General features: G+C 63.7%; 16 protein-coding genes. 10 read left to right on the forward strand and 6 right to left on the reverse strand.

The genetic code is table 11. The features are described from left to right. Positions 1-167 precede the first annotated feature (167 nt). From F3J14_RS14075 to F3J14_RS14100, 6 genes are all read left to right on the forward strand, one after another. Positions 168-380 (forward strand): DUF1656 domain-containing protein, encoded by a 213-nt coding sequence (locus F3J14_RS14075; RefSeq protein WP_006755496.1) that lies wholly within the window; start codon positions 168-170, stop codon positions 378-380. A gap of 2 nt (positions 381-382) precedes the next feature. Then, positions 383-1,366 carry an HlyD family secretion protein gene (locus F3J14_RS14080; RefSeq protein ID WP_166723506.1) on the forward strand — a complete coding sequence of 328 codons (984 nt, stop codon included), beginning with the start codon at positions 383-385 and terminating at the stop codon, positions 1,364-1,366. Beyond that, on the forward strand, positions 1,363-2,862 hold the full coding sequence (locus tag F3J14_RS14085) for an efflux transporter outer membrane subunit (RefSeq protein ID WP_166723507.1): 1,500 nt from the start codon (positions 1,363-1,365) through the stop codon (positions 2,860-2,862). The genes F3J14_RS14080 and F3J14_RS14085 overlap by 4 nt, the downstream gene beginning before the upstream one ends. Positions 2,863-3,047: 185 nt before the next feature. Beyond that, positions 3,048-3,473: a TOBE domain-containing protein gene (locus F3J14_RS14090; protein ID WP_166723508.1), complete on the forward strand. Its 426-nt coding sequence runs from the start codon at positions 3,048-3,050 to the stop codon at positions 3,471-3,473. Between the two features lie 93 nt (positions 3,474-3,566). Next, the gene (locus F3J14_RS14095) at positions 3,567-4,157 is read left to right on the forward strand and encodes a nitrogen fixation protein NifQ (RefSeq protein WP_166723509.1); all 591 of its coding nucleotides are present in this window, start codon (positions 3,567-3,569) and stop codon (positions 4,155-4,157) included. Positions 4,158-4,275: 118 nt separating this feature from the next. Next, positions 4,276-4,641: a bleomycin resistance protein gene (locus F3J14_RS14100; protein WP_166723541.1), complete on the forward strand. Its 366-nt coding sequence runs from the start codon at positions 4,276-4,278 to the stop codon at positions 4,639-4,641. A 108-nt stretch (positions 4,642-4,749) separates the two neighbouring features. Here the strand turns inward: F3J14_RS14100 and F3J14_RS14105 are convergent, their stop codons facing one another. Together F3J14_RS14105 and F3J14_RS14110 are read right to left on the reverse strand one after the other, a co-directional pair. Next, positions 4,750-5,811 (reverse strand): DMT family transporter, encoded by a 1,062-nt coding sequence (locus F3J14_RS14105; protein ID WP_166723510.1) that lies wholly within the window; start codon positions 5,809-5,811, stop codon positions 4,750-4,752. A gap of 671 nt (positions 5,812-6,482) precedes the next feature. After that, positions 6,483-7,142, reverse strand: a complete 660-nt coding sequence (locus tag F3J14_RS14110; protein WP_166723542.1) for a ProQ/FinO family protein — start codon at positions 7,140-7,142, stop codon at positions 6,483-6,485. Between the two features lie 672 nt (positions 7,143-7,814). On the opposite strand from F3J14_RS14110, the gene F3J14_RS14115 reads away from it, so the two are divergent. Then, entirely contained in the window at positions 7,815-8,399 is a 585-nt protein-coding gene (locus tag F3J14_RS14115) for a DUF2889 domain-containing protein (protein ID WP_166723511.1), read from the forward strand. A gap of 177 nt (positions 8,400-8,576) precedes the next feature. Here F3J14_RS14115 and F3J14_RS14120 read toward each other — a convergent pair whose 3' ends face one another. Together F3J14_RS14120 and F3J14_RS14125 are read right to left on the reverse strand one after the other, a co-directional pair. Then, positions 8,577-9,068, reverse strand: a complete 492-nt coding sequence (locus F3J14_RS14120; RefSeq protein WP_166723512.1) for an NAD(P)H-dependent oxidoreductase — start codon at positions 9,066-9,068, stop codon at positions 8,577-8,579. A gap of 193 nt (positions 9,069-9,261) precedes the next feature. After that, complete coding sequence (locus F3J14_RS14125) at positions 9,262-9,915, reverse strand: TetR/AcrR family transcriptional regulator (RefSeq protein WP_166723513.1); 654 nt, start codon at positions 9,913-9,915, stop codon at positions 9,262-9,264. Between the two features lie 85 nt (positions 9,916-10,000). Here F3J14_RS14125 and F3J14_RS14130 point away from each other — a divergent pair, with 85 nt between their 5' ends. Then, a complete protein-coding gene (locus tag F3J14_RS14130) occupies positions 10,001-11,125 on the forward strand; it encodes an MBL fold metallo-hydrolase (RefSeq protein ID WP_166723543.1) in 1,125 nt (374 codons plus the stop codon). Positions 11,126-12,251: 1,126 nt separating this feature from the next. Here the strand turns inward: F3J14_RS14130 and F3J14_RS14135 are convergent. After that, positions 12,252-12,725: a hypothetical protein gene (locus F3J14_RS14135; RefSeq protein WP_166723505.1), complete on the reverse strand. Its 474-nt coding sequence runs from the start codon at positions 12,723-12,725 to the stop codon at positions 12,252-12,254. A gap of 490 nt (positions 12,726-13,215) precedes the next feature. Between F3J14_RS14135 and F3J14_RS14140 the strand changes: the two genes are divergently transcribed. Both F3J14_RS14140 and F3J14_RS14145 read left to right on the forward strand, forming a co-directional pair. Then, complete coding sequence (locus F3J14_RS14140) at positions 13,216-13,911, forward strand: ParA family protein (RefSeq protein ID WP_006759638.1); 696 nt, start codon at positions 13,216-13,218, stop codon at positions 13,909-13,911. Further along, complete coding sequence (locus F3J14_RS14145) at positions 13,904-14,935, forward strand: ParB/RepB/Spo0J family partition protein (RefSeq protein ID WP_166723514.1); 1,032 nt, start codon at positions 13,904-13,906, stop codon at positions 14,933-14,935. Before F3J14_RS14140 ends, F3J14_RS14145 begins: the two co-directional genes overlap by 8 nt. A gap of 92 nt (positions 14,936-15,027) precedes the next feature. Here F3J14_RS14145 and F3J14_RS14150 read toward each other — a convergent pair whose 3' ends face one another. Next, positions 15,028-16,344 carry a replication initiation protein gene (locus F3J14_RS14150; RefSeq protein WP_166723515.1) on the reverse strand — a complete coding sequence of 439 codons (1,317 nt, stop codon included), beginning with the start codon at positions 16,342-16,344 and terminating at the stop codon, positions 15,028-15,030. Positions 16,345-17,371 lie beyond the last annotated feature (1,027 nt).

Genomic DNA, 17,371 nt, shown 5'->3' on the forward strand with positions numbered 1-17,371 from the left:
GGCGCCGGCCACGCCTGCGACGCACCGCCGGCTGCGCGATACGCTGCACGCGCTCGTCGGCCTGCGGCTGTCGCTGTACCCGGGCGCGTCCGCGCAACCGCCGCAAGCCGCACCGGACGGAGCACGCGCATGATCCCGCTTTCCAACCTGTCTTTCCGACCGCGACCATGATCGGCGAAATCGACATCTTCGGCGTATTCGTGCCGGCTCCGCTCGTGCTGATGCTGATCGCCTACCTGATCAACATCGTCGTGCGCGCGCTGCTCGAGCGCGTCGGCTTTTACCGCCTCGTCTGGCACCGTTCGATCTTCGACCTCGGCATCTACGTGTTCGTGTTTGCCGCCGTCGTCATCGTGTCTCACCATCTCGTGGCTAGCTAACCGTGAAAAAAACCTGGCTCTCGGCAGGGCAGATCCTGCTCACCCTGATCGTCGTCGTCGTGGCCGCCCTCGTGCTGTGGCGGATCATCAACTACTACATGTTCTCGCCGTGGACACGCGACGGGCACGTGCGCGCCGACGTGATCCAGGTCGCGCCCGACGTGTCGGGGCTCATCACCGCGGTGCAGGTCGCCGACAACCAGGAGGTCAAGCGCGGGCAGGTGCTGTTCGTGATCGACCAGGCGCGCTACGCGCTCACGGAACGGCTGGCCGAAGCGACGCTCGCGCAGCGCCGCGCGACGCTCGCTCAGGCGAAGCGCGAATACGCGCGCAACCTGCAGCTCGGCAACCTGGTCGCCAGCGAACAGGTCGAGGAAAGCCGCACGCGTGTCGAACAGGGCGAAGCCGCCGTTGCCGATGCGCAGGTGTCGCTCGACACCGCGAAGCTGAACCTGCAGCGCACGACGATCGTGAGCCCCGTCGACGGCTACCTGAACGACCGCGCGCCGCGCGTCGGCGAATACGTGCCGGCCGGCCGCGCGGTGCTGTCGGTCGTCGACCGCAATTCGTTCCGCGTCGACGGCTACTTCGAGGAAACCAAGCTGCGCGGCATCCACATCGGCCAGCCGGTCGACATCGTCGTGATGGGCGAGCCGCATCCGCTGCGCGGCCACGTGCAGAGCATCGTCGCCGCGATCGAGGATCGCGACCGCACGCAGGGCGCAAACCTGCTGCCGAACGTGAACCCGGCATTCAGCTGGGTGCGGCTCGCGCAGCGCGTGCCGGTGCGCGTCGTGCTCGACGAGGTGCCCGACGACTTCCGGATGATCGCCGGCCGCACCGCAACCGTCGCGGTGCGCACCGACACGCGCCGCGACGACAAGGCGAAGCCGGCTGCCGGCGCTTCCACCGCGGCCGTGCCGCCCGCTTCGTTGCCCGCGGCATCCGCACCGGCGGCCGTCAGCGCAACGGGAGCATCGCAATGAAGCGGCACGGCCTGCGCCTCGCGGCGGCACTCGCGCCGCTCACGCTCGCACTCGGCGCGTGCAAGTCCGTCGGCCCCGATTACACGCTGCCGCAGCAGGCGTACGTGAATGCACCGCTCGCGAACCATGCGCTCGACGACGCGAACGGCGCGCTCGTCTCGCGCAACGCCGTGCCCGGCAACTGGTGGCAGCTGTACGACGATCCCGTGCTCGACGAGCTCGTGCGCAGCGCGCTGAAATCGAACACCGATCTGCGCGTCGCCGCGGCCAACCTCGCGCGTTCGCGCGCGGCGCTGGAAGTCGCGAACGAACAGGGCGGCTTCTCCGGCAGCGCGGAAGCAGCCGTGCAGCGCGCGCAGGAATCGGCCGAGCAGTATCTGCTCGAAAACAAGCTGCCGGTCGTCAACGAAGGCACGGTCGGCATCAGCGTGTCGTACGAACTCGATCTGTTCGGCAAGCTGCGGCGCGGCGTCGAGGCCGCGCGCGCGGACAGCGAAGCCGTGCAGGCGGCCGCCGACCTGGCGCGCATCACGGTCGTCGCGGACGTCGTGCGTGCCTACGTCGAATCGTGCTCCGCCGGCGACGAGCTCGCGATCGCGAAGCAGTCGCTCGCGCTGCAGCAGCAGCGCGTGAAGCTGTCGCAGCGGCTGCGCGATGCGGGGCGCGGCAACCAGACCGACGTGACGCGTGGCGTCACGCAGGTGCGCACGCTGTCCGCCGACATCCCGCGTTTCGAAGGTCGCCGCAAGATCGCGCAATACCAGCTCGCCGCGCTGCTCGCACGCTCGCCGGCCGACCTGCCGAAGGCGGTCGCGGAATGCGAGCGGCTGCCGAAGCTGCGCCAGCCGATTCCGATCGGCGACGGCGCCGCGCTGCTGCGACGCCGCCCCGACGTTCGCGAAGCCGAGCGCCAGCTCGCCGCCGCGACCGCACGGATCGGCGTCGCGAGCGCCGCGCTGTATCCGTCGATCAGCATCGGCGCGTCGGCCGGCTCGGTCGGCGTCGCCGCCGACCTGTTCTCGTCCACCACGAATCGCTGGTCGTTCGGACCGCTGATCAGTTGGTCGTTCCCGGTCAACGGCCAGCGCGCGCGCGTGCGCGAAGCCGAAGCCGCGAGCGGTGGCGCACTCGCGCACTTCGACGGCGTCGTGCTGAACGCGCTGCGCGAAACGCAGTCGAGTCTCGCGACCTACGCGGCCGACGTGCAGCGCATCGATGCGCTGCGCACGGCCTACGAATCGGCGCGCAATTCCGCTGACGAAACGCACCGGCTCTATGTGGCCGGCCGCGAATCGTTCATCTCCGATCTCGATGCGACGCGCACGCTCACGAGTGTGCGCGCGCAGGTCGCCGCGGCCGAAGGGCAAGTCGCCGCCGACCAGGTGAAGCTGTTCCTCGCGCTCGGCGGCGGATGGGAACGCGACGCGGCGTCCGCTGTGTCGCAGCAAACGTCGGCGGCCGGTGCGCCGGCTGCTGCGTCAGCGCCGGCCAAGTAAGTAATCGCGCGCGGTGCGGGACGGCGTGCGTGACACGCGTGCCGTCCCGCATCACCGTGCGCGGTCTCGCATGTCCGGTATGTCGATGCCGACGGCGCGCATCACCGGCATTGCCGGTAAACTCGTCCGCAGTTCCCATCATTCGCTCGCCGCCCGCCGGGCGGCCCATGTTCCGGAGGATCATCATGCGAAGCAGTGCCCGTAATCAGTTCGCCGGCCAGATTAGCGCCGTCAAGCCCGGTGCCGTCAACGACGAAATCACGCTGCGTACCCAGGACGGCCTCGACATCGTCGCCGTGATCACGCACGGCAGCGTCGCATCGCTCGGTCTCACGGCCGGCACGAAGGCATTCGCGCTCGTCAAGGCATCGTCGGTGATCGTGATGGTCGACGTCGACAGCAGCAAGGTGTCGGCGCGCAACTGCATCGCGGGCACCGTGTCGTCGATCGCGAAGGGTGCAGTCAATTCGGAAGTCGTGATCAAGGCCGCGGGCGGCGCGGAAATCGTCGCGATCGTCACCAACGACAGCGTCGATCGTCTCGGCCTCGCGAGCGGCACGCCTGCGTCTGCGATCTTCAAGGCGTCGAGCGTGATCGTCGGGGTCGAATGATCGCCTGATCGACTGACCGATTGTGATGACGACCCATCGTTCGCCGCACCTGCAAGCGGCGCGCAACCCTCGCCCGGCGTGCGGGTGCACACGATGACGTCCGCGCTCGAACACGCGCATCGGCGTGTATTGCAATCGCTGCTGTCCGCGGCGGCGGACGCCGCGTCCGCGGATGCACGTCTGTTCGGCGCACTCGTTGCGGCACGCGCATGCCGCAACGAACTCGCGCTGCTCGGCCTGTCTCCTGCCCGGTTGAGCGGCCTGCTTGCCCGCCAGTTTCCGCGTCTGCGTTCCACCGATGCCGCCACGCTCATGCCGACCGACGCCATCGCGCCGCTGCCGGCCGCGCACGCGCAGTTCGTCGCAACACTGCACGCGCTGCTGATGCGGGATGCGCATCCCGCCGTCGCGCGCGACGATGCCGACTGCGTCGCGGCAATCATCGCGCATGCATGCCTGCGCCCCGACCACCTGTGGCGGGATCTCGGCCTCGACGGGCGCAATGCGGTTTCGGCGATGCTCGACCGCTATTTCCCCGCGCTCGCCGCGCGCAATGTCGCGCAACTGCGCTGGAAGAAATTCCTCGCGCAGGAAGTGGCCGCATCGCTCGGCCGGACGCCCGGGCCCGCGCCCGGATGTCCGGGCTGCGAGGATTTCGGATTCTGCTTTCCCCGGCAACGATAGTCACGACGTCGCCCTGCGTGGCTTGTCGATACGCAGCGTTTGACCGATCATGCACGACATCCATCTCCGCGCTGTCCCGCGCGTTCGTTCGATCTCAACGCCCACCGGAGGAACAGCCTTGACCGACTTGGCGACGCCCAATCTGCCGTCACGCGATTTCGAAGCCACATCGCAGTTCTACGCGAAACTCGGCTTCGTCGAAACCTGGCGCGACGACAGCTGGATGATCCTGAGGCGCGGCGACCTGCTGCTGGAATTCTTTCCGCATCCCGGCCTCGATCCGGCCACGAGCTGGTTCAGCTGCTGTTTCCGGCTCGCCGACGTCGGCGCGTTTTTCGATGAGGTGCTCGCGGCCGGTATTCCGGAGCAGACGACCGGCTGGCCGCGTGCGCATCGGCCGAAACGCGAGCCATGGGGCGGTACCCTCGGCACGCTGATCGACCTGGACGGTTCATTGATTCGGCTGATTCAGACGGACGACTGAATCGATGGGTGTCGAAGGGGCACGGCTGGCACGAAACGACATCCCATAAACGGTTACCTTGCGATACACGTTGCGCGCGGCGCGCGTCTTTCTCCTTGTGCCGCGCGGTCAGTGTCGATGGCGGTGGTGAATGTCCGGGAAATGCGCGTGACTGTGCGTGATCGGCAGATGCACGTGCGGATGCGTGTGCGGTTCATCGCCATCGTACGGAAAGTCGTGCGTGTGCTGATGATGTTCGTCATGCCGATGCCGGTGCGTGTGCTCGATCCGCTCGTGCGCATGTTCGTGTTCGTGCCGTTCGCGCACATGCAGCCAGATGCCGAGCGCCATCAACGCGGCCGCGATCCAGAACGTGACGGACGGTAGTGCCGGCCAGATCAGCAGCGACAGCACGACGCCGAACAGCGGCGCCACGGAAAAATACGCGCCCGTGCGCGCACTGCCGAGATGACGCAGCGCGACGACGAACAACACGAGACTGATCCCGTAGCCGCCGAGGCCGGTCAGCATCGCGGCGGCGGTGGCCGGAATGGCGGGCAGCGTCGCGCCGGCCGCGAGCGCGATGCCGATATTCACGGGCCCGGCGACCAGGCCTTTCACGCACGCGATGACCATTGCATCGTTCGCGGCGACCTTGCGAGTCAGGTTGTTGTCGATCGCCCAGCACAGGCACGCGGCGGCGATCAGCAGCGCACCGACCGGCACGCCCGCGCGCCCCGGCACCCACGACAGCAGCGTGCCGCCGGCGACGATTGCGACCATGCCGAGAAACACCTGGAGATCCACGTTCTCGCGAAACACGACCCACGCGATGACTGCCGTCAGCACGCCTTCGAGATTGAGCAGCAGCGCACTCGTCGCGGCCGGCGCGCTCGACAGCCCGAGCATCAACAGCGCCGGGCCCGCGACGCCGCCGGCCGCGATCGCGCCGGCAAGCCACGGCAGGTCCGCGCGTTGCAGCGGCGCGGCATTCCCGGCCGGCGCGCGGCGGCTGCGCAGCCCGCGAAGCAGGATCCCGATGGCGAGACCGATCCCGCTGCCGAGGTAGAACAGGCCCGCGACCATGAACGGCGACATCGCGCCGAGGAGTGCCTTGGCGAGCGGCGTCGCGGCGCCGAACAGCGCGGCGGCGATGAGCGCGACGAGAATCGCGGAATGTCTCGGGTTCATGAGGCGGTCTTGGTGTAAGGCGTTGGGGCGTAGGGAGTCGGCAGGCGTCATGTGATGCCGTAGCGCGTACGGTTTGCCTCGGGGATTGTCGGGAAGCTCGCGTCAGCGTTCAGGCACCTGTCACGTCATACGTGGTCGGCAATGCGTATCGGCCCGACGTTCCCGGATGCGGAGATTATCGGCGTTTGTGTCGCGGGTCGCCAACCAATGGGCTGGCGGCCGCTGCGGTGGCGGCGGGTCCGGACATCACACGTCGGTCCCGCGACTAGGGCTGTACTTCGCGCCCGACAACGACTGACGCGAGACATATTGGCGTGAGTGCGAATCGGACGCTTGATCTGCGCTCGCTCCGCGTACTTTAGGAAAACGAACTATTGTGACGCGACGTAAGCGGATTCGTGATGCACACCACCCTTGTTTCGATGTCCGGTCGTCATGCTCATTCAACACGAACGATGCATTGCGCAGCTGCGGTCGCCGACGCGCTTTCATCGCCGGTTCGATTGGCAGTTCGATGCTGATGGGTGAAGGGCTAGCTGACTGGCGGTCTCGCCAGCGGAGGCAGTCCCGACCTGCCCCGTGCGGGGACAGGCCGGTCTGTTAGGTGGTTGCGCTGCACGCGCGGTGCAGGCGGACCGTCACCGCGCGATCGCGCGGCGATGCATTGCGCGTTACTCGCTCGCGGTCGTTTGCTGCTCGGCCTGCGGTGCTGCGTCGGCCAGTGCTTCCGGGGTCGCCGGCTGCGGCGCAGCGGCGTCGGCCTGCGGTTCCGCCTTCGGCTGCGACGGTGCGCCCTTTGCTGCTTGAGCGCCGCCCTTGTTGCCCGGACGACGCGACTTCAACCGGCGCGCACGCGCTGCGTCGTCGTGCGTCACGCGCCCGGCTTCGTTACCTTGCAGATCGACCCGCACCGCGTCTTCGACGAGGCACGACCAGTAACGATTGCCGCGGCACCACGTGGACATCGCCTCGCGCAACTCGGCTTCACTCAGGCCGACGGCCTGCGCCTCGCGGGCGAGGTCGTCCCAGATGCCGACCTTCAGCGGCACCTTCGGTGCCGGATTCTTCGGGAACGCGCGCGGGAAACGGCGCTGCAGTTTGCCGATCGCGACGATGACGGGATCGACCGGGGTCGACGGCTTCGCCGAAGCGGGCTTGGCACCGGACGGCGCTTTGGCCCCGGCACCCGATTTGGCCCCGCGAGCGGGCCGGTCGCCGGACTTCGGCTTCGCGCCGGCGTCCGGTTGCGCAGCCGGTCGCTTCGCGTTGCGCTCCTGCTTGGCCTTGGCTGCGAGCTGCGCCCGCAATTCGGCAAGTTGTTCAAAACCCATAAATTCAATCCACCAGGAATATAAGGTGTGGTTCGTGCTGCCATTCCGCACATCGGCGTTTTGCCGCATTGCCTGCGGCTTCTGCCACCGATGCGGAACATTGCGGGGCCGCATCGCCACAACCGCTGTTTTCAGGCACCCGGCCACGATGCCGGATAAAGGCAGGAGTGGAAGTATACCGGTACGCGCGGCTGTCGGCTGACTCACCGGTTCGCATTTGACGGATCCGAGGGGCGCGCAATGCATCCACGCGGTCACGTTGCGCATTATCGCGGCGTTTTCAACCGGTAGTGATGCACGCGTTACGTAGTGCCGCTTTCGGTACTTTCGGTTTTGGTTCGCGGCTCATGCATCGCGTCGGTCATTCCACACTACGGAATGGCGAGCGATGGTACGGACGCCCAAGATGCCCGCGCCTGCGGACTCATGCGGTCCGAAAGACCGAGCGTTCGCGTACGATCCGCGCGGCGGAGCGGCGTTCGCGTCGATCGCTGCTGGTATTCAATTAGTTGCGTACGCATCGATCGTCGATCGTACGGCGGCACCGGAAAGTGCGTAGTATGGCCGGATCGACATCGTCGGCGGCCTGTGGTGGTTTCACTACGCACCGATCGGCCAACGCCATCGCTGTCGAATGCAAAGAGACCCGGTTGTACGAAACGGAGCGATTACATGAATCCCCGACACGACCTCCCGCACGAAGGCATTACGCGCGAAGAGATTCACCATCGGCAGATCGACATGCGCGGCTATCGCCGCAGTGACGGCCTGTTCGAAGTCACGGCCTGTCTCGCGGATCGCAAGACGAGCGATTTCACCCCGCCGGGCGGCACGCGCACGTTCGCGGCGCTGGCCCCGATTCACGACCTCGGCGTGACGCTGGTCTTCGACGTCGACATGATCGTGCGCGCGGTATCCACGTTCATCAGGTCGCATCCTTATGCGCAGTGTCCGGGCGGCGGCGAGACGCTGCAGGCGCTCGTCGGACTGCGCATCGGCGCCGGCTGGAACAGCGAGGTCCGCAAACGCCTGCCGTCTTGCGACACGTGCACCCATCTGAAGGAAATTCTCGGTCCGGCCGCGACCGCGGCCTATCAGACGGTGGTCGGCGTGCGGCCGTCGTCGCTGAATTACCGCGACGACAACGGAAAGCCGCTCAAGATCGACAGCTGCTATGCGTATGGCGCTTCGCGCGATCTCGTGAAGAGCCTGTGGCCCGAATACCATCAACCGACCGTGTCGACCGAGGGTGACTAGGACATCGATACGCGACGGTGCCGCTGCGGCAAACGGCGATGCGAGTCGCAACCGCCGTGTCCCGCGAAAAGTACGCGTCGCTTGAACTCGGTGCGATTGGAGACAACACGGCAGGCGTCGCGCGGCGGTCCTTGCGTGCGGCTGCGGCACCGGTTCGACCCGGTTGATCGCCGATGATCAGAACACGCCGAGCGCGAGCCCCGCAGCAAGACCCGCGCCGACTTCCGCGCAGCGCGCGAGATCCTCGGCGTCGATCGTCTTCGGCGCGAGGATCCGCTCCGGCGTCTGCGCATGGGTGCAGACGATCAGGCCCGGAGCCACATTCCTGAGCCGCCACCCGGTCGCGATCCGGTCGATCTGGCGCAGCGCATTTTGTCCGTCGCTGCCCGCGCAGATCATTGCCGCATACGGGCGACCGTTCACGCGATCGAGCGCCGCGTAGTAGCAGCGATCGAAGAAATCCTTCATCAGCCCGGACATCGCGGCGAGATTTTCCGGCGTCGCGAACAGATAGGCGTCGGCGGCGAGCACGTCGTCCGCGCTCGTCGCATCCGCACGCTGCAACCTGACGTCGACACCGGGCTGCTCGCGCGCGGCAGCCGCGGCCGCTTCGGCCATCTGCTGCGTGCCGCCGGTCATCGTGTGGTAGACGATCAACAGCGTCTTCATCGGTGTTCGTTCGTGTTGGGTTTCATATGTGCCGACCACCCGCGTCGGTACGGCTCAAATGGGCGACCTCGACGTGTATGCCCGGTCCTGCGTTCGCCCGTGGTCGCATGGCGCTTTCTTCCAGGTGGCGGATGGACCGCGCACCGAGTCAATCGACGCGCCCGTTGCGCTTCACGCGTCGCATGACGCGCGCTCAGTCCTGTCCTGCACCTGACGCACCGCCGTAATCCGGAGGCGCGTAGTACGCAAGAAACATGTCGGCGGCCGTTTCCGCGACTTTCTGCTGTTCCTGCGCGCCCAGCGGCGGCTGGCCCATCGTCACCTGCGGCCAGAACGCGAACGCTTTCACGAGTCCGTGCAGCTGATGTGCGGCGAATACGGGATCGGTCGCCGCCAGCCGGCCAGCCGCCGCGGCTGCACGAATCCATACCGTCACGTCTTCTTCACGCTCGCCCATGCGTTCGACCATGTCGCGCGCGCGTTCCGGCGAGTGCATGGCCGCGCCGATCGCGACGCGAGCGAGCGCGAGAAAGGCTTCGTCGTTCAACAGCCGCAATTTGCGACCCAGCAGTGCGAGCAATTGATCGCGCAGCGGCACGTCGGCGCAGTAGGCCGGCGCGCCGGCGGTCAGCGTCGCGTCCCACAGCTGGTGCAGGATCGCTGCGAACAATGCTTCCTTGCCGGGGAAGTGGTTGTAGACGGTGCGCTTCGACACGTCCGCGCGCGCGGCGATGCGATCCATGCTGGTCGCGTCGTAGCCGGCCGCGCGAAATTCCTCGATCGCCGCAGCGAGAATTGCCGCGCGCTTTCGATCGGTCATGCGCTGGGGGGAAGTGCTCGTATCCATGCAAAAATTTTACACCGCTGAGTTTACTTTTCCCAGGGATAAACTACACTGTTCAGTGTACTTTTATTTCCGGATGGATCGCGACATGGCTTCGCCTCTCGTTTTTCTTCATCGCGTACTGGGTTTCGCCGCCGCCAGGCGTGGCCGCACGCTGTCCGGCGAGTCGCCGCAGCACAATGGCGAACGCTTCAGCAATGTCGCGCCGCGACCGGTCGAAGGCTTCGGCAAGACGCTCGGCATTGCATGGAACATGCTGGTCAACAAGCCACGCAACACGGTTCCGACAGGTGCACTGCCGATCGATTCGCTGACTCGCGAGCAACTCGACGCGGCCCCTGACCGCAGCCTGTATCGGCTCGGGCATTCGACGCTGCTGTTGAAGCTGCGCGGTGAGTTCTGGCTGACCGATCCGGTATTTGCCGAACGTGCATCGCCGTTTCGACGCGTCGGCCCCAAGCGCTTCCATGCGCCGCCGATTGCGCTCGAGGATCTCCCGCCGTTGCGCGGCGTAATCCTGTCGCACGATCACTACGATCACCTCGACCGTGACACGGTGCTCGCGCTTGCGGCCACGACTGGCGTGTTCGTCACGACGCTGGGCGTCGGCGACCGCCTGATCGAGTGGGGTATCGACGCGACGAAGGTGCGCCAGCTCGACTGGTGGCAAAGCATCGACATCGACGGACTGACGCTGACCGCAACACCGGCGCAGCACTTCTCCGGGCGCAGCCTGTTTGACGGCAACAGCACGCTGTGGGCGTCCTGGGTCATCGTCGCCGACGATCTGCGCGTGTTCTTCAGCGGCGACACCGGCTACTTCGACGGTTTCCGGACAATCGGTGAACGTCTTGGGCCCTTCGATGTGACTCTGATCGAGACCGGCGCCTACGACCCGCAATGGCCCTACGTGCACATGCAGCCGGAAGAAACCGTGCAGGCGCACATCGACCTGCGCGGACGCACGCTGATACCGATTCACAACGGCACGTTCGATCTGGCGATGCATCGTTGGCAGGAGCCGTTCGAGCGCGTCACGGCGTTGGCAATGGTGCGTGGCGTCGAGCTAGCGACGCCCAGGATGGGCGAGCGGCTCGATCTGAATGAGCCGCATCGCGGTGAACGGTGGTGGCGAACCGTCGATGACGCAGAAAAGGCACCGGCGGCGAAGCCGCGCCGGTGGCAGCTATGCGCATCGCAGACGACGAAGTAGGTTTGCTGGCCGCGGCGCTTCTGGCCGGGAGCGTCGCGCTGCGGCGGCGGTTTTTCGTTACGGCGCGAGGCTTGGCGGCGGACTCTTCAATTGAGTGTCGATGACGATGATCGGCCGGCCGGAAAAGCAGACGTTCGGCATCGGCCGAGATCTATTCGGTCGGCCGACGATGCCGATGCACTTCGTCTCCCTGATGCAGATTCTGTAGATTCCGGCTTCGCCCACGCCGCGATAGAGATGACGATCATCTCAGGCTGTCTACAGAATCGCATGTTGCTCGCCCCGCCTTGGGGCGCACTGTAGAGTCAACATAGCCAGCCCCGCGCTTTGGCTTCTCCCGACATCCCGTCAGTTCGCGATCCTGCATGCTCGTTGTCACGTGACAACTGGCAATCGAGAGGAAACTACACCGACTGAATTTTCCCCTCCGACTGTTCAGCGCGCTGCATCAGGTCGCCGGTATATCGATCGGATTGCATCTCTCTGCAGGACGTATTTTTCACCACGAAACACGTATCATACGATACGATTTCGCGCCAATCATCATTGCTCGCAGCCAATCTGCCGCGCGGAATTCATGCGCCCCCATTTTGCCGGCAGATCACGTGCATGTTGCGTGAAACAACATGAAGAAAGTGGCGCAACTCATTGCCAGACAAGGGTTTACGAAGACACCACGTTTTTCAGAAATGTTTCACGACCCCGCGGATCCACGTCGCCTCATGTCGCCGGACAATGAATTTACCTTCAAAAGAGGAATCGTCACGCGAGGCCACGTGACAGGATGCCGATGCCGGCTTCCATCAAATCAATCGCCGATACAACAGCTCGGAATATCTGCCCCTCCCCTGCCCCAAGGTTGTGGCTTCGTGGATGCTGAACTGGCTAATTTATTGGGGCCATATCATAGGCCTAGAATCCAGGCCGGCATGCACTGCCGAGAGCCCACGCCGTTGAAGGATGCCAGGAGAAGGCGCCAGCTGACCCGACTAGTTGAACGGAATATAGACGCATACGCCTCGGCTCGCATAGCGCGCTTCTTCCAAGACCGTGTGCGTGCCACGCCGCTACCACGCTGGTCATTCCCGGATAGAACCGCACCGGTTGTCACGTGACAACCGCTCGCCTACATCGGACGCCGATTAGCGACCGGGCCCAACTGGCCAACATCCCTTCGTGTCTCCCCCCAGATTTCTTCACGGTAGCGATCTCTACCGTGGCCGCGCTCGGGCAGAAGACGTCCGCCCACAATCGCCAGTGGTGAGGTTGTCACGTAACAACCCACCAGTCGCAGTCGCAGTCGCAGTCGCAGTCGCAGTCGCAGTCGCAGTCGCAGTCGCAGTCGCAGTCGCAGTCGCAGTCGCGGTCGCGGTCGCGGTCGCGGTCGCGGTCGCGGTCGCGGTCGCACGAGCACGAGCACGAGCACGAGCACGAGCACGAGCACGAGCACGAGCACGAGCACGAGCACGAGCACGAGCACGAGCACGAGCACGAGCACGAGCACGAGCACGAGCACGAGCACGAGCATCTGCATCTGCATCTGCATCTGCATCTGCATCTGCATCTGCATCTGCACCAGCACCAGCACCAGCACCAGCACCAGCAGCCATATCGGAGCGCAGATTGCATCAAAGCAGAAAGTGGATTTACCGGGATCATCTCGGCAAGTCGATCTGCGTGCCGCCCCGTTGACCCCTGTTTGAATGCCTTGGTCAGCCGTATCGACTTGTCACGTGACAACTGCAGATTCCGGCGCCGCTCAGGCTCGCAAGTCGTTGGCAAAACCGCATCAGCACTTCCAGAACAAGAACGAAACCGCGCGCCGAATCACCATCGCGATTTCTTGTCCCTCGGGACGCTAAAGTCCCCGGTACTTCATTAGCGCCTATTGGCGCGTCCCATCTCGAACGAAATTTTCATCAGTTATTATTTTTCATCCGATTTCAAATCACCAATAACTTTCTAGCCACTTGGCTGGCTTGTCACGTAACAACTACATCGATCAAGCAAATTCATCTTTTCATCTAACACTTTTCTGGACTTTTCGACAATATCTGCATATATTACGAAAAACTCCTTGGAGGGATTTAATGGCTTTCAAGATCGCCGTCAGCAATCAAAAAGGTGGTACTGGAAAGACGACCATCTCCGTCAATATCGCGGCAGCCTTCGAGGCCGGCGGCAACAAGGTCGCCTTGATAGATGCCGACCCTCAAGGCACGTCAGTCAGATGGGTGACGAGCGGCGAAAATACGCTCCCGATGACGGTGCTGTCGCTGGCCCCTGCCGGGCGCGGTATCGGCGGCGAGATCAAGAAGCAGGACGCGAATTTCGATGTAATCGTCGTCGACTGCCCGGGCAACCTCGAAGATCCGCGCATCGCATCCGTGCTTGAAGTGGCCGATTTCTGCCTCGTGCCGCTGTCGCCGTCGCCGGCCGACCTGTATAGCACCGTCGCGATGATTCGCATGATCGAGTCGATGCGTGCCGTTCGTAACCCGAATTTGTCTTCCGCGCTGATGCTGAATAGCGTCAATGGAAAAACTAAAATGCGTGAAGAAATTTTAAAAATTCTAAGGGCAGAAGAAATAGGGGAGCATCTGCTCGACAGCCAGATCGCGCAGCGCGAGGTTTATCGGCAGACGTTCGCCCTCGGCACCACGATCCATCACCACAATCGATACCTGAAGGGGCTGAAGGAAGCCCGCGCGGAAATCGAGAGACTGGTCACTGAAATGGCCCAATACATCGCGTCGACGCGCGCTACGGGAGCCGCTCATGGCTAAGGAAACATCGAAAGACAAGAAGCCGACCGGCAACCTGCATCTCGCTGCCGGCCTGCTGCGCGGGCTCGCGCAGGAAAACGCAGCGCTGGAAACGCGCCTGCCCGAGCCGACGCCGGCATCGAATCCCGCCGTCGAAGCCGCAACCCCCGCGGCCCCGAGCGCGGCCACGCCCGCCGACGCGCACGATCTCGGCGCGCCGCAGAAGGTCGCGGTCAAGGACTGCATCCCGAACCCGTTCAACCCGCGTGTGTTCTATTCGGAGTCGAGCCTGCACGAACTCGCGCTGACGCTGAAGCGGGAAGGGCAGATCGAGCCGATCAAGGTCACGCGGCTCCCGGAATTTCCGGGCAAGCTCGTCGTGATCGACGGGCAACGCCGCTTGCGTGCGACGAGCATCAACGGCGACGAGACGATCAACGCGACGTTCCGCACGGATCACACGCCCGAGCAGCTCTATACGATCGCGTATCGCGCCAACCACGACCACGAACGCCAGACGATCTTCGACGACGCGGTCGCGTGGAAGCGTCTTCTCGACGAAAAGGTCTTCCCCGACCAGAACACGCTCGCGGAGAAGATCGGCAAGGACAAGGCATCGATCAGCAAGACGCTGTCGCTGAACGCGCTACCGAACACGCTGCTCGAACGGATGGCCAGCGCGAACGACGTGGTCGGCCTGCAGGCGGCGTACTTCCTTAAGCTGATCTTCGAGCGCCTGGGCGAACCGGCTGCCGACCGTCTGCTCACGGCGGTGATCGACCGGAAAAAGTCGGTACGCGACCTCGAGAACTTCCTGCGCGCGCAGAGCGACGGCAACAAGAAGACGGGGCGCACGCGCTACAGCGTGCGTCACGATTTCGCGCTCGAATCGCGCGCGATCGGTCAACTGAAGACCTATCCGGACGGGCGCCTGGATCTGCAACTGAAGGGCGTCGATGCGTCCCACCAGGAATCCCTCGCCGACCGGCTCAAGACCGTGATCGACGCATACGTCGCCGAACTGGCGGTAGCGGCGCAAAAGTAAGCGCCCCAGGCAAGGGCCTCGCACCTGCACGGCTCCGCGCAGCCGGATGAAGTCCGGCGCACGACGCATGCCGGGCGCGAGGCCTCGAACAATCAGTTGGTCGCGAGGCTGCTTTTCAGCAGGAATTCCAGCAAGTCGTCCGAGGTCGGTTCGCCCCAGGTATCGAGCGCCAGCCACCGGAAGAAACTGGTTTGCGCCAGCTTGCTCGCCTTCTTCTTCGGCGACAGCGTGAGATCCTTCGAACCGGCCACCGTCTCGTTGTAGCGCTCGATCAGCTTGGTCTGGTCGTCGATCTCCAGTTCGCGGAAATATGCACCGGCTTCATCGACCTTCGCGGCCAGGTATTTGTCGCGAATCTGTTCCTGCTTGCTCTGCGCGGATTCCTTCGCCGGCGCGGCCGTTTCGGTCCCCTGCCCGTCAGCCAGCGTATAGCCGTGCGTCAGCGCCTTGCGGAAATACGCGGCCACATTGTCGATGGGCGCCGCGTTCTTCTTCGTAGTCCGATTGAGCGTATAGGCGATTGCCGCCTTGATGCGCTGCACGCCGTACTGCGTGATCAACCGGCGCGCTTCCGAACGCGGGATGCCGAACTTGGCGACCTCGTCGACGAGCGCTTCGTTCTTGACATCACCTTCCTCGACCGTATCCGCGCTCTGCTTGCGCGTCACCTTGAACTGCACGGCCTCCACGCTGCGACCTGACTTGTGTTCGATCAGCTCGAGCGTGTGGTCGGAAACTTCGTTCACCTCCTGAATGCACGGCACCAGGACCTTGCTCTTGAAGAGCTTGTACTCCTTGTAGGACTGCGATGCCTTGTCCTGACCGAGAATGAGATCGCGGAATTTCGGCAGCGGAATCTTCGCCGTGATGCCGATCCCCTCATAGCGCACCGTGTTCTCCCACAGCGCGAGCGAGTGCGAGCGCCGAAACTCGCGCGCAATCCGCATATCGATGAGCGCGTAGATCTCCGGATTGAGCAGCTCGCTGCGAATCTGGTCGGAGAAGCTGTACTTGAGCACCGATTGCTCGAGCTCGGCGCCGGCGAGCAGGCCCGACGCCTTCCACACCGTCGAGCGGTCCGCAGCAAGGTAGTCCCAATTGACGACGGTACTGATCAGCGAGTTGACCGTGTCCTTCACGTACTTCGTGTTGTTGCTGTTCAACCCGCTCTCGTGCGAGAGCGCCGCGAGCGAGATCGAGAAGCTCGTCCGGCCGGGCTCGAACGCTTCCTGACGAAGGGCGTTCTTGATCAGCGAGCTGAACATCTTGCGCTGCTGCAGACCGATCTTTCCGGACTTCGGAGCGATATGAATTGCCTGGACCGCCTTGCGCAGCAGATCGGGAGGCTCGGGTGTCTGAAATAGCGAAACCTGCTTGTCGGAGCCTTTGATTGCGGGCTTGCGCGGCATCGTGATGTCCGGAGAAGGTGACCGTGTTGATGGCGGACTTTATACCTTTTCAAGCCGTCGAGCAACGTCTCTTTCTCCAGTATCACTTTCACTACCGCTCCTAACTTATTGTCATAAAAGGAAAATCTACTGTTTTTCGAGCTGTGCGAAGTCCCATATCCATATACCTTTCCGCCAAAAATAGCTCCCAAATCCTGCTACCTGTGTAGTTCGCCATCAGGATCCGGCACGAGACTTGCCCAACCGAAGGTACCCATTCATGGGAAAGAATTCACCCGAACGGGATTTGCAAACCGGATTCGTGGTGCCCTGCAACACGATCCGCGCGCTCCCATAACACGCTACCTTTAATGCTTCCCATGAATGGGTACCTGTCGGGAACCGCCGGTTTAGCGTTTTGTCTTCAACCGTGCCGGGCGGGCGAAAATCACCCCCATGGATGACTACCTTGGGAATCCCCCACAGAAGGTAACCTTTCCATCTCCCTGATCCTGTCTATGGGACTCAACATCCCGAGGGCCGAGCAAAACGAGATAACCCGGTCTGTGCAGGCCCCCATAACCGGCTACCTGAAGTCCATCCCATAACCGGCAACCTCACATAAAATGCTGTGCCGTGGGCCGCCGACGGATCAGCAACAATGCACCATAAATGGCTACCAATGGATTCCCCCATAGAGGGCTACCTGAAGCATTTCCGGGCGGAAATCCCATAACAGGCTACGCGTGCCCCATATCCACAACCCCCATTTCCCACAACTCGGTACCCGAATCCCCAAATCCACAGACCTTAAGCCCCATACTCTTCCGCCTGTGCTCCCATAAATGGGTACTGAACCCCTGTCAAACCCTTGCCAGACAAGGCTCTGAGCCGTCTAAAAGTAGTTAAAGAAGTAAACGTTGTTTACAAAAGATGTAAACACACGTGTGCTTGTGCAGAAACACAACCCCCATAAACCGCTACCAAAGCGAGTCCGCAGGGCTGGACAGGCACAGCAATCCGGGTGTTCGGCCTGTGCAACCCTTGA

The organism is Burkholderia sp. Tr-862, assembly GCF_011753085.1.
Taxonomy (GTDB): Bacteria; Pseudomonadota; Gammaproteobacteria; order Burkholderiales; family Burkholderiaceae; genus Burkholderia; species Burkholderia ambifaria.

Excerpts from the sequence above, each read along its gene's own strand:
- F3J14_RS14115 (WP_166723511.1), top strand. The coding sequence starts at position 7,815 with ATGAATCCCCGACACGACCTCCCGCACGAAGGCATTACGCGCGAAGAG.
- F3J14_RS14095 (WP_166723509.1), top strand. The coding sequence starts at position 3,567 with ATGACGTCCGCGCTCGAACACGCGCATCGGCGTGTATTGCAATCGCTG.
- F3J14_RS14105 (WP_166723510.1), bottom strand. The coding sequence starts at position 5,811 with ATGAACCCGAGACATTCCGCGATTCTCGTCGCGCTCATCGCCGCCGCG.
- F3J14_RS14120 (WP_166723512.1), bottom strand. The coding sequence starts at position 9,068 with ATGAAGACGCTGTTGATCGTCTACCACACGATGACCGGCGGCACGCAG.
- F3J14_RS14075 (WP_006755496.1), top strand. The coding sequence starts at position 168 with ATGATCGGCGAAATCGACATCTTCGGCGTATTCGTGCCGGCTCCGCTC.
- F3J14_RS14140 (WP_006759638.1), top strand. The coding sequence starts at position 13,216 with ATGGCTTTCAAGATCGCCGTCAGCAATCAAAAAGGTGGTACTGGAAAG.
- F3J14_RS14130 (WP_166723543.1), top strand. The coding sequence starts at position 10,001 with ATGGCTTCGCCTCTCGTTTTTCTTCATCGCGTACTGGGTTTCGCCGCC.
- F3J14_RS14150 (WP_166723515.1), bottom strand. The coding sequence starts at position 16,344 with ATGCCGCGCAAGCCCGCAATCAAAGGCTCCGACAAGCAGGTTTCGCTA.
- F3J14_RS14085 (WP_166723507.1), top strand. The coding sequence starts at position 1,363 with ATGAAGCGGCACGGCCTGCGCCTCGCGGCGGCACTCGCGCCGCTCACG.
- F3J14_RS14090 (WP_166723508.1), top strand. The coding sequence starts at position 3,048 with ATGCGAAGCAGTGCCCGTAATCAGTTCGCCGGCCAGATTAGCGCCGTC.
- F3J14_RS14110 (WP_166723542.1), bottom strand. The coding sequence starts at position 7,142 with ATGGGTTTTGAACAACTTGCCGAATTGCGGGCGCAGCTCGCAGCCAAG.
- F3J14_RS14125 (WP_166723513.1), bottom strand. The coding sequence starts at position 9,915 with ATGGATACGAGCACTTCCCCCCAGCGCATGACCGATCGAAAGCGCGCG.
- F3J14_RS14145 (WP_166723514.1), top strand. The coding sequence starts at position 13,904 with ATGGCTAAGGAAACATCGAAAGACAAGAAGCCGACCGGCAACCTGCAT.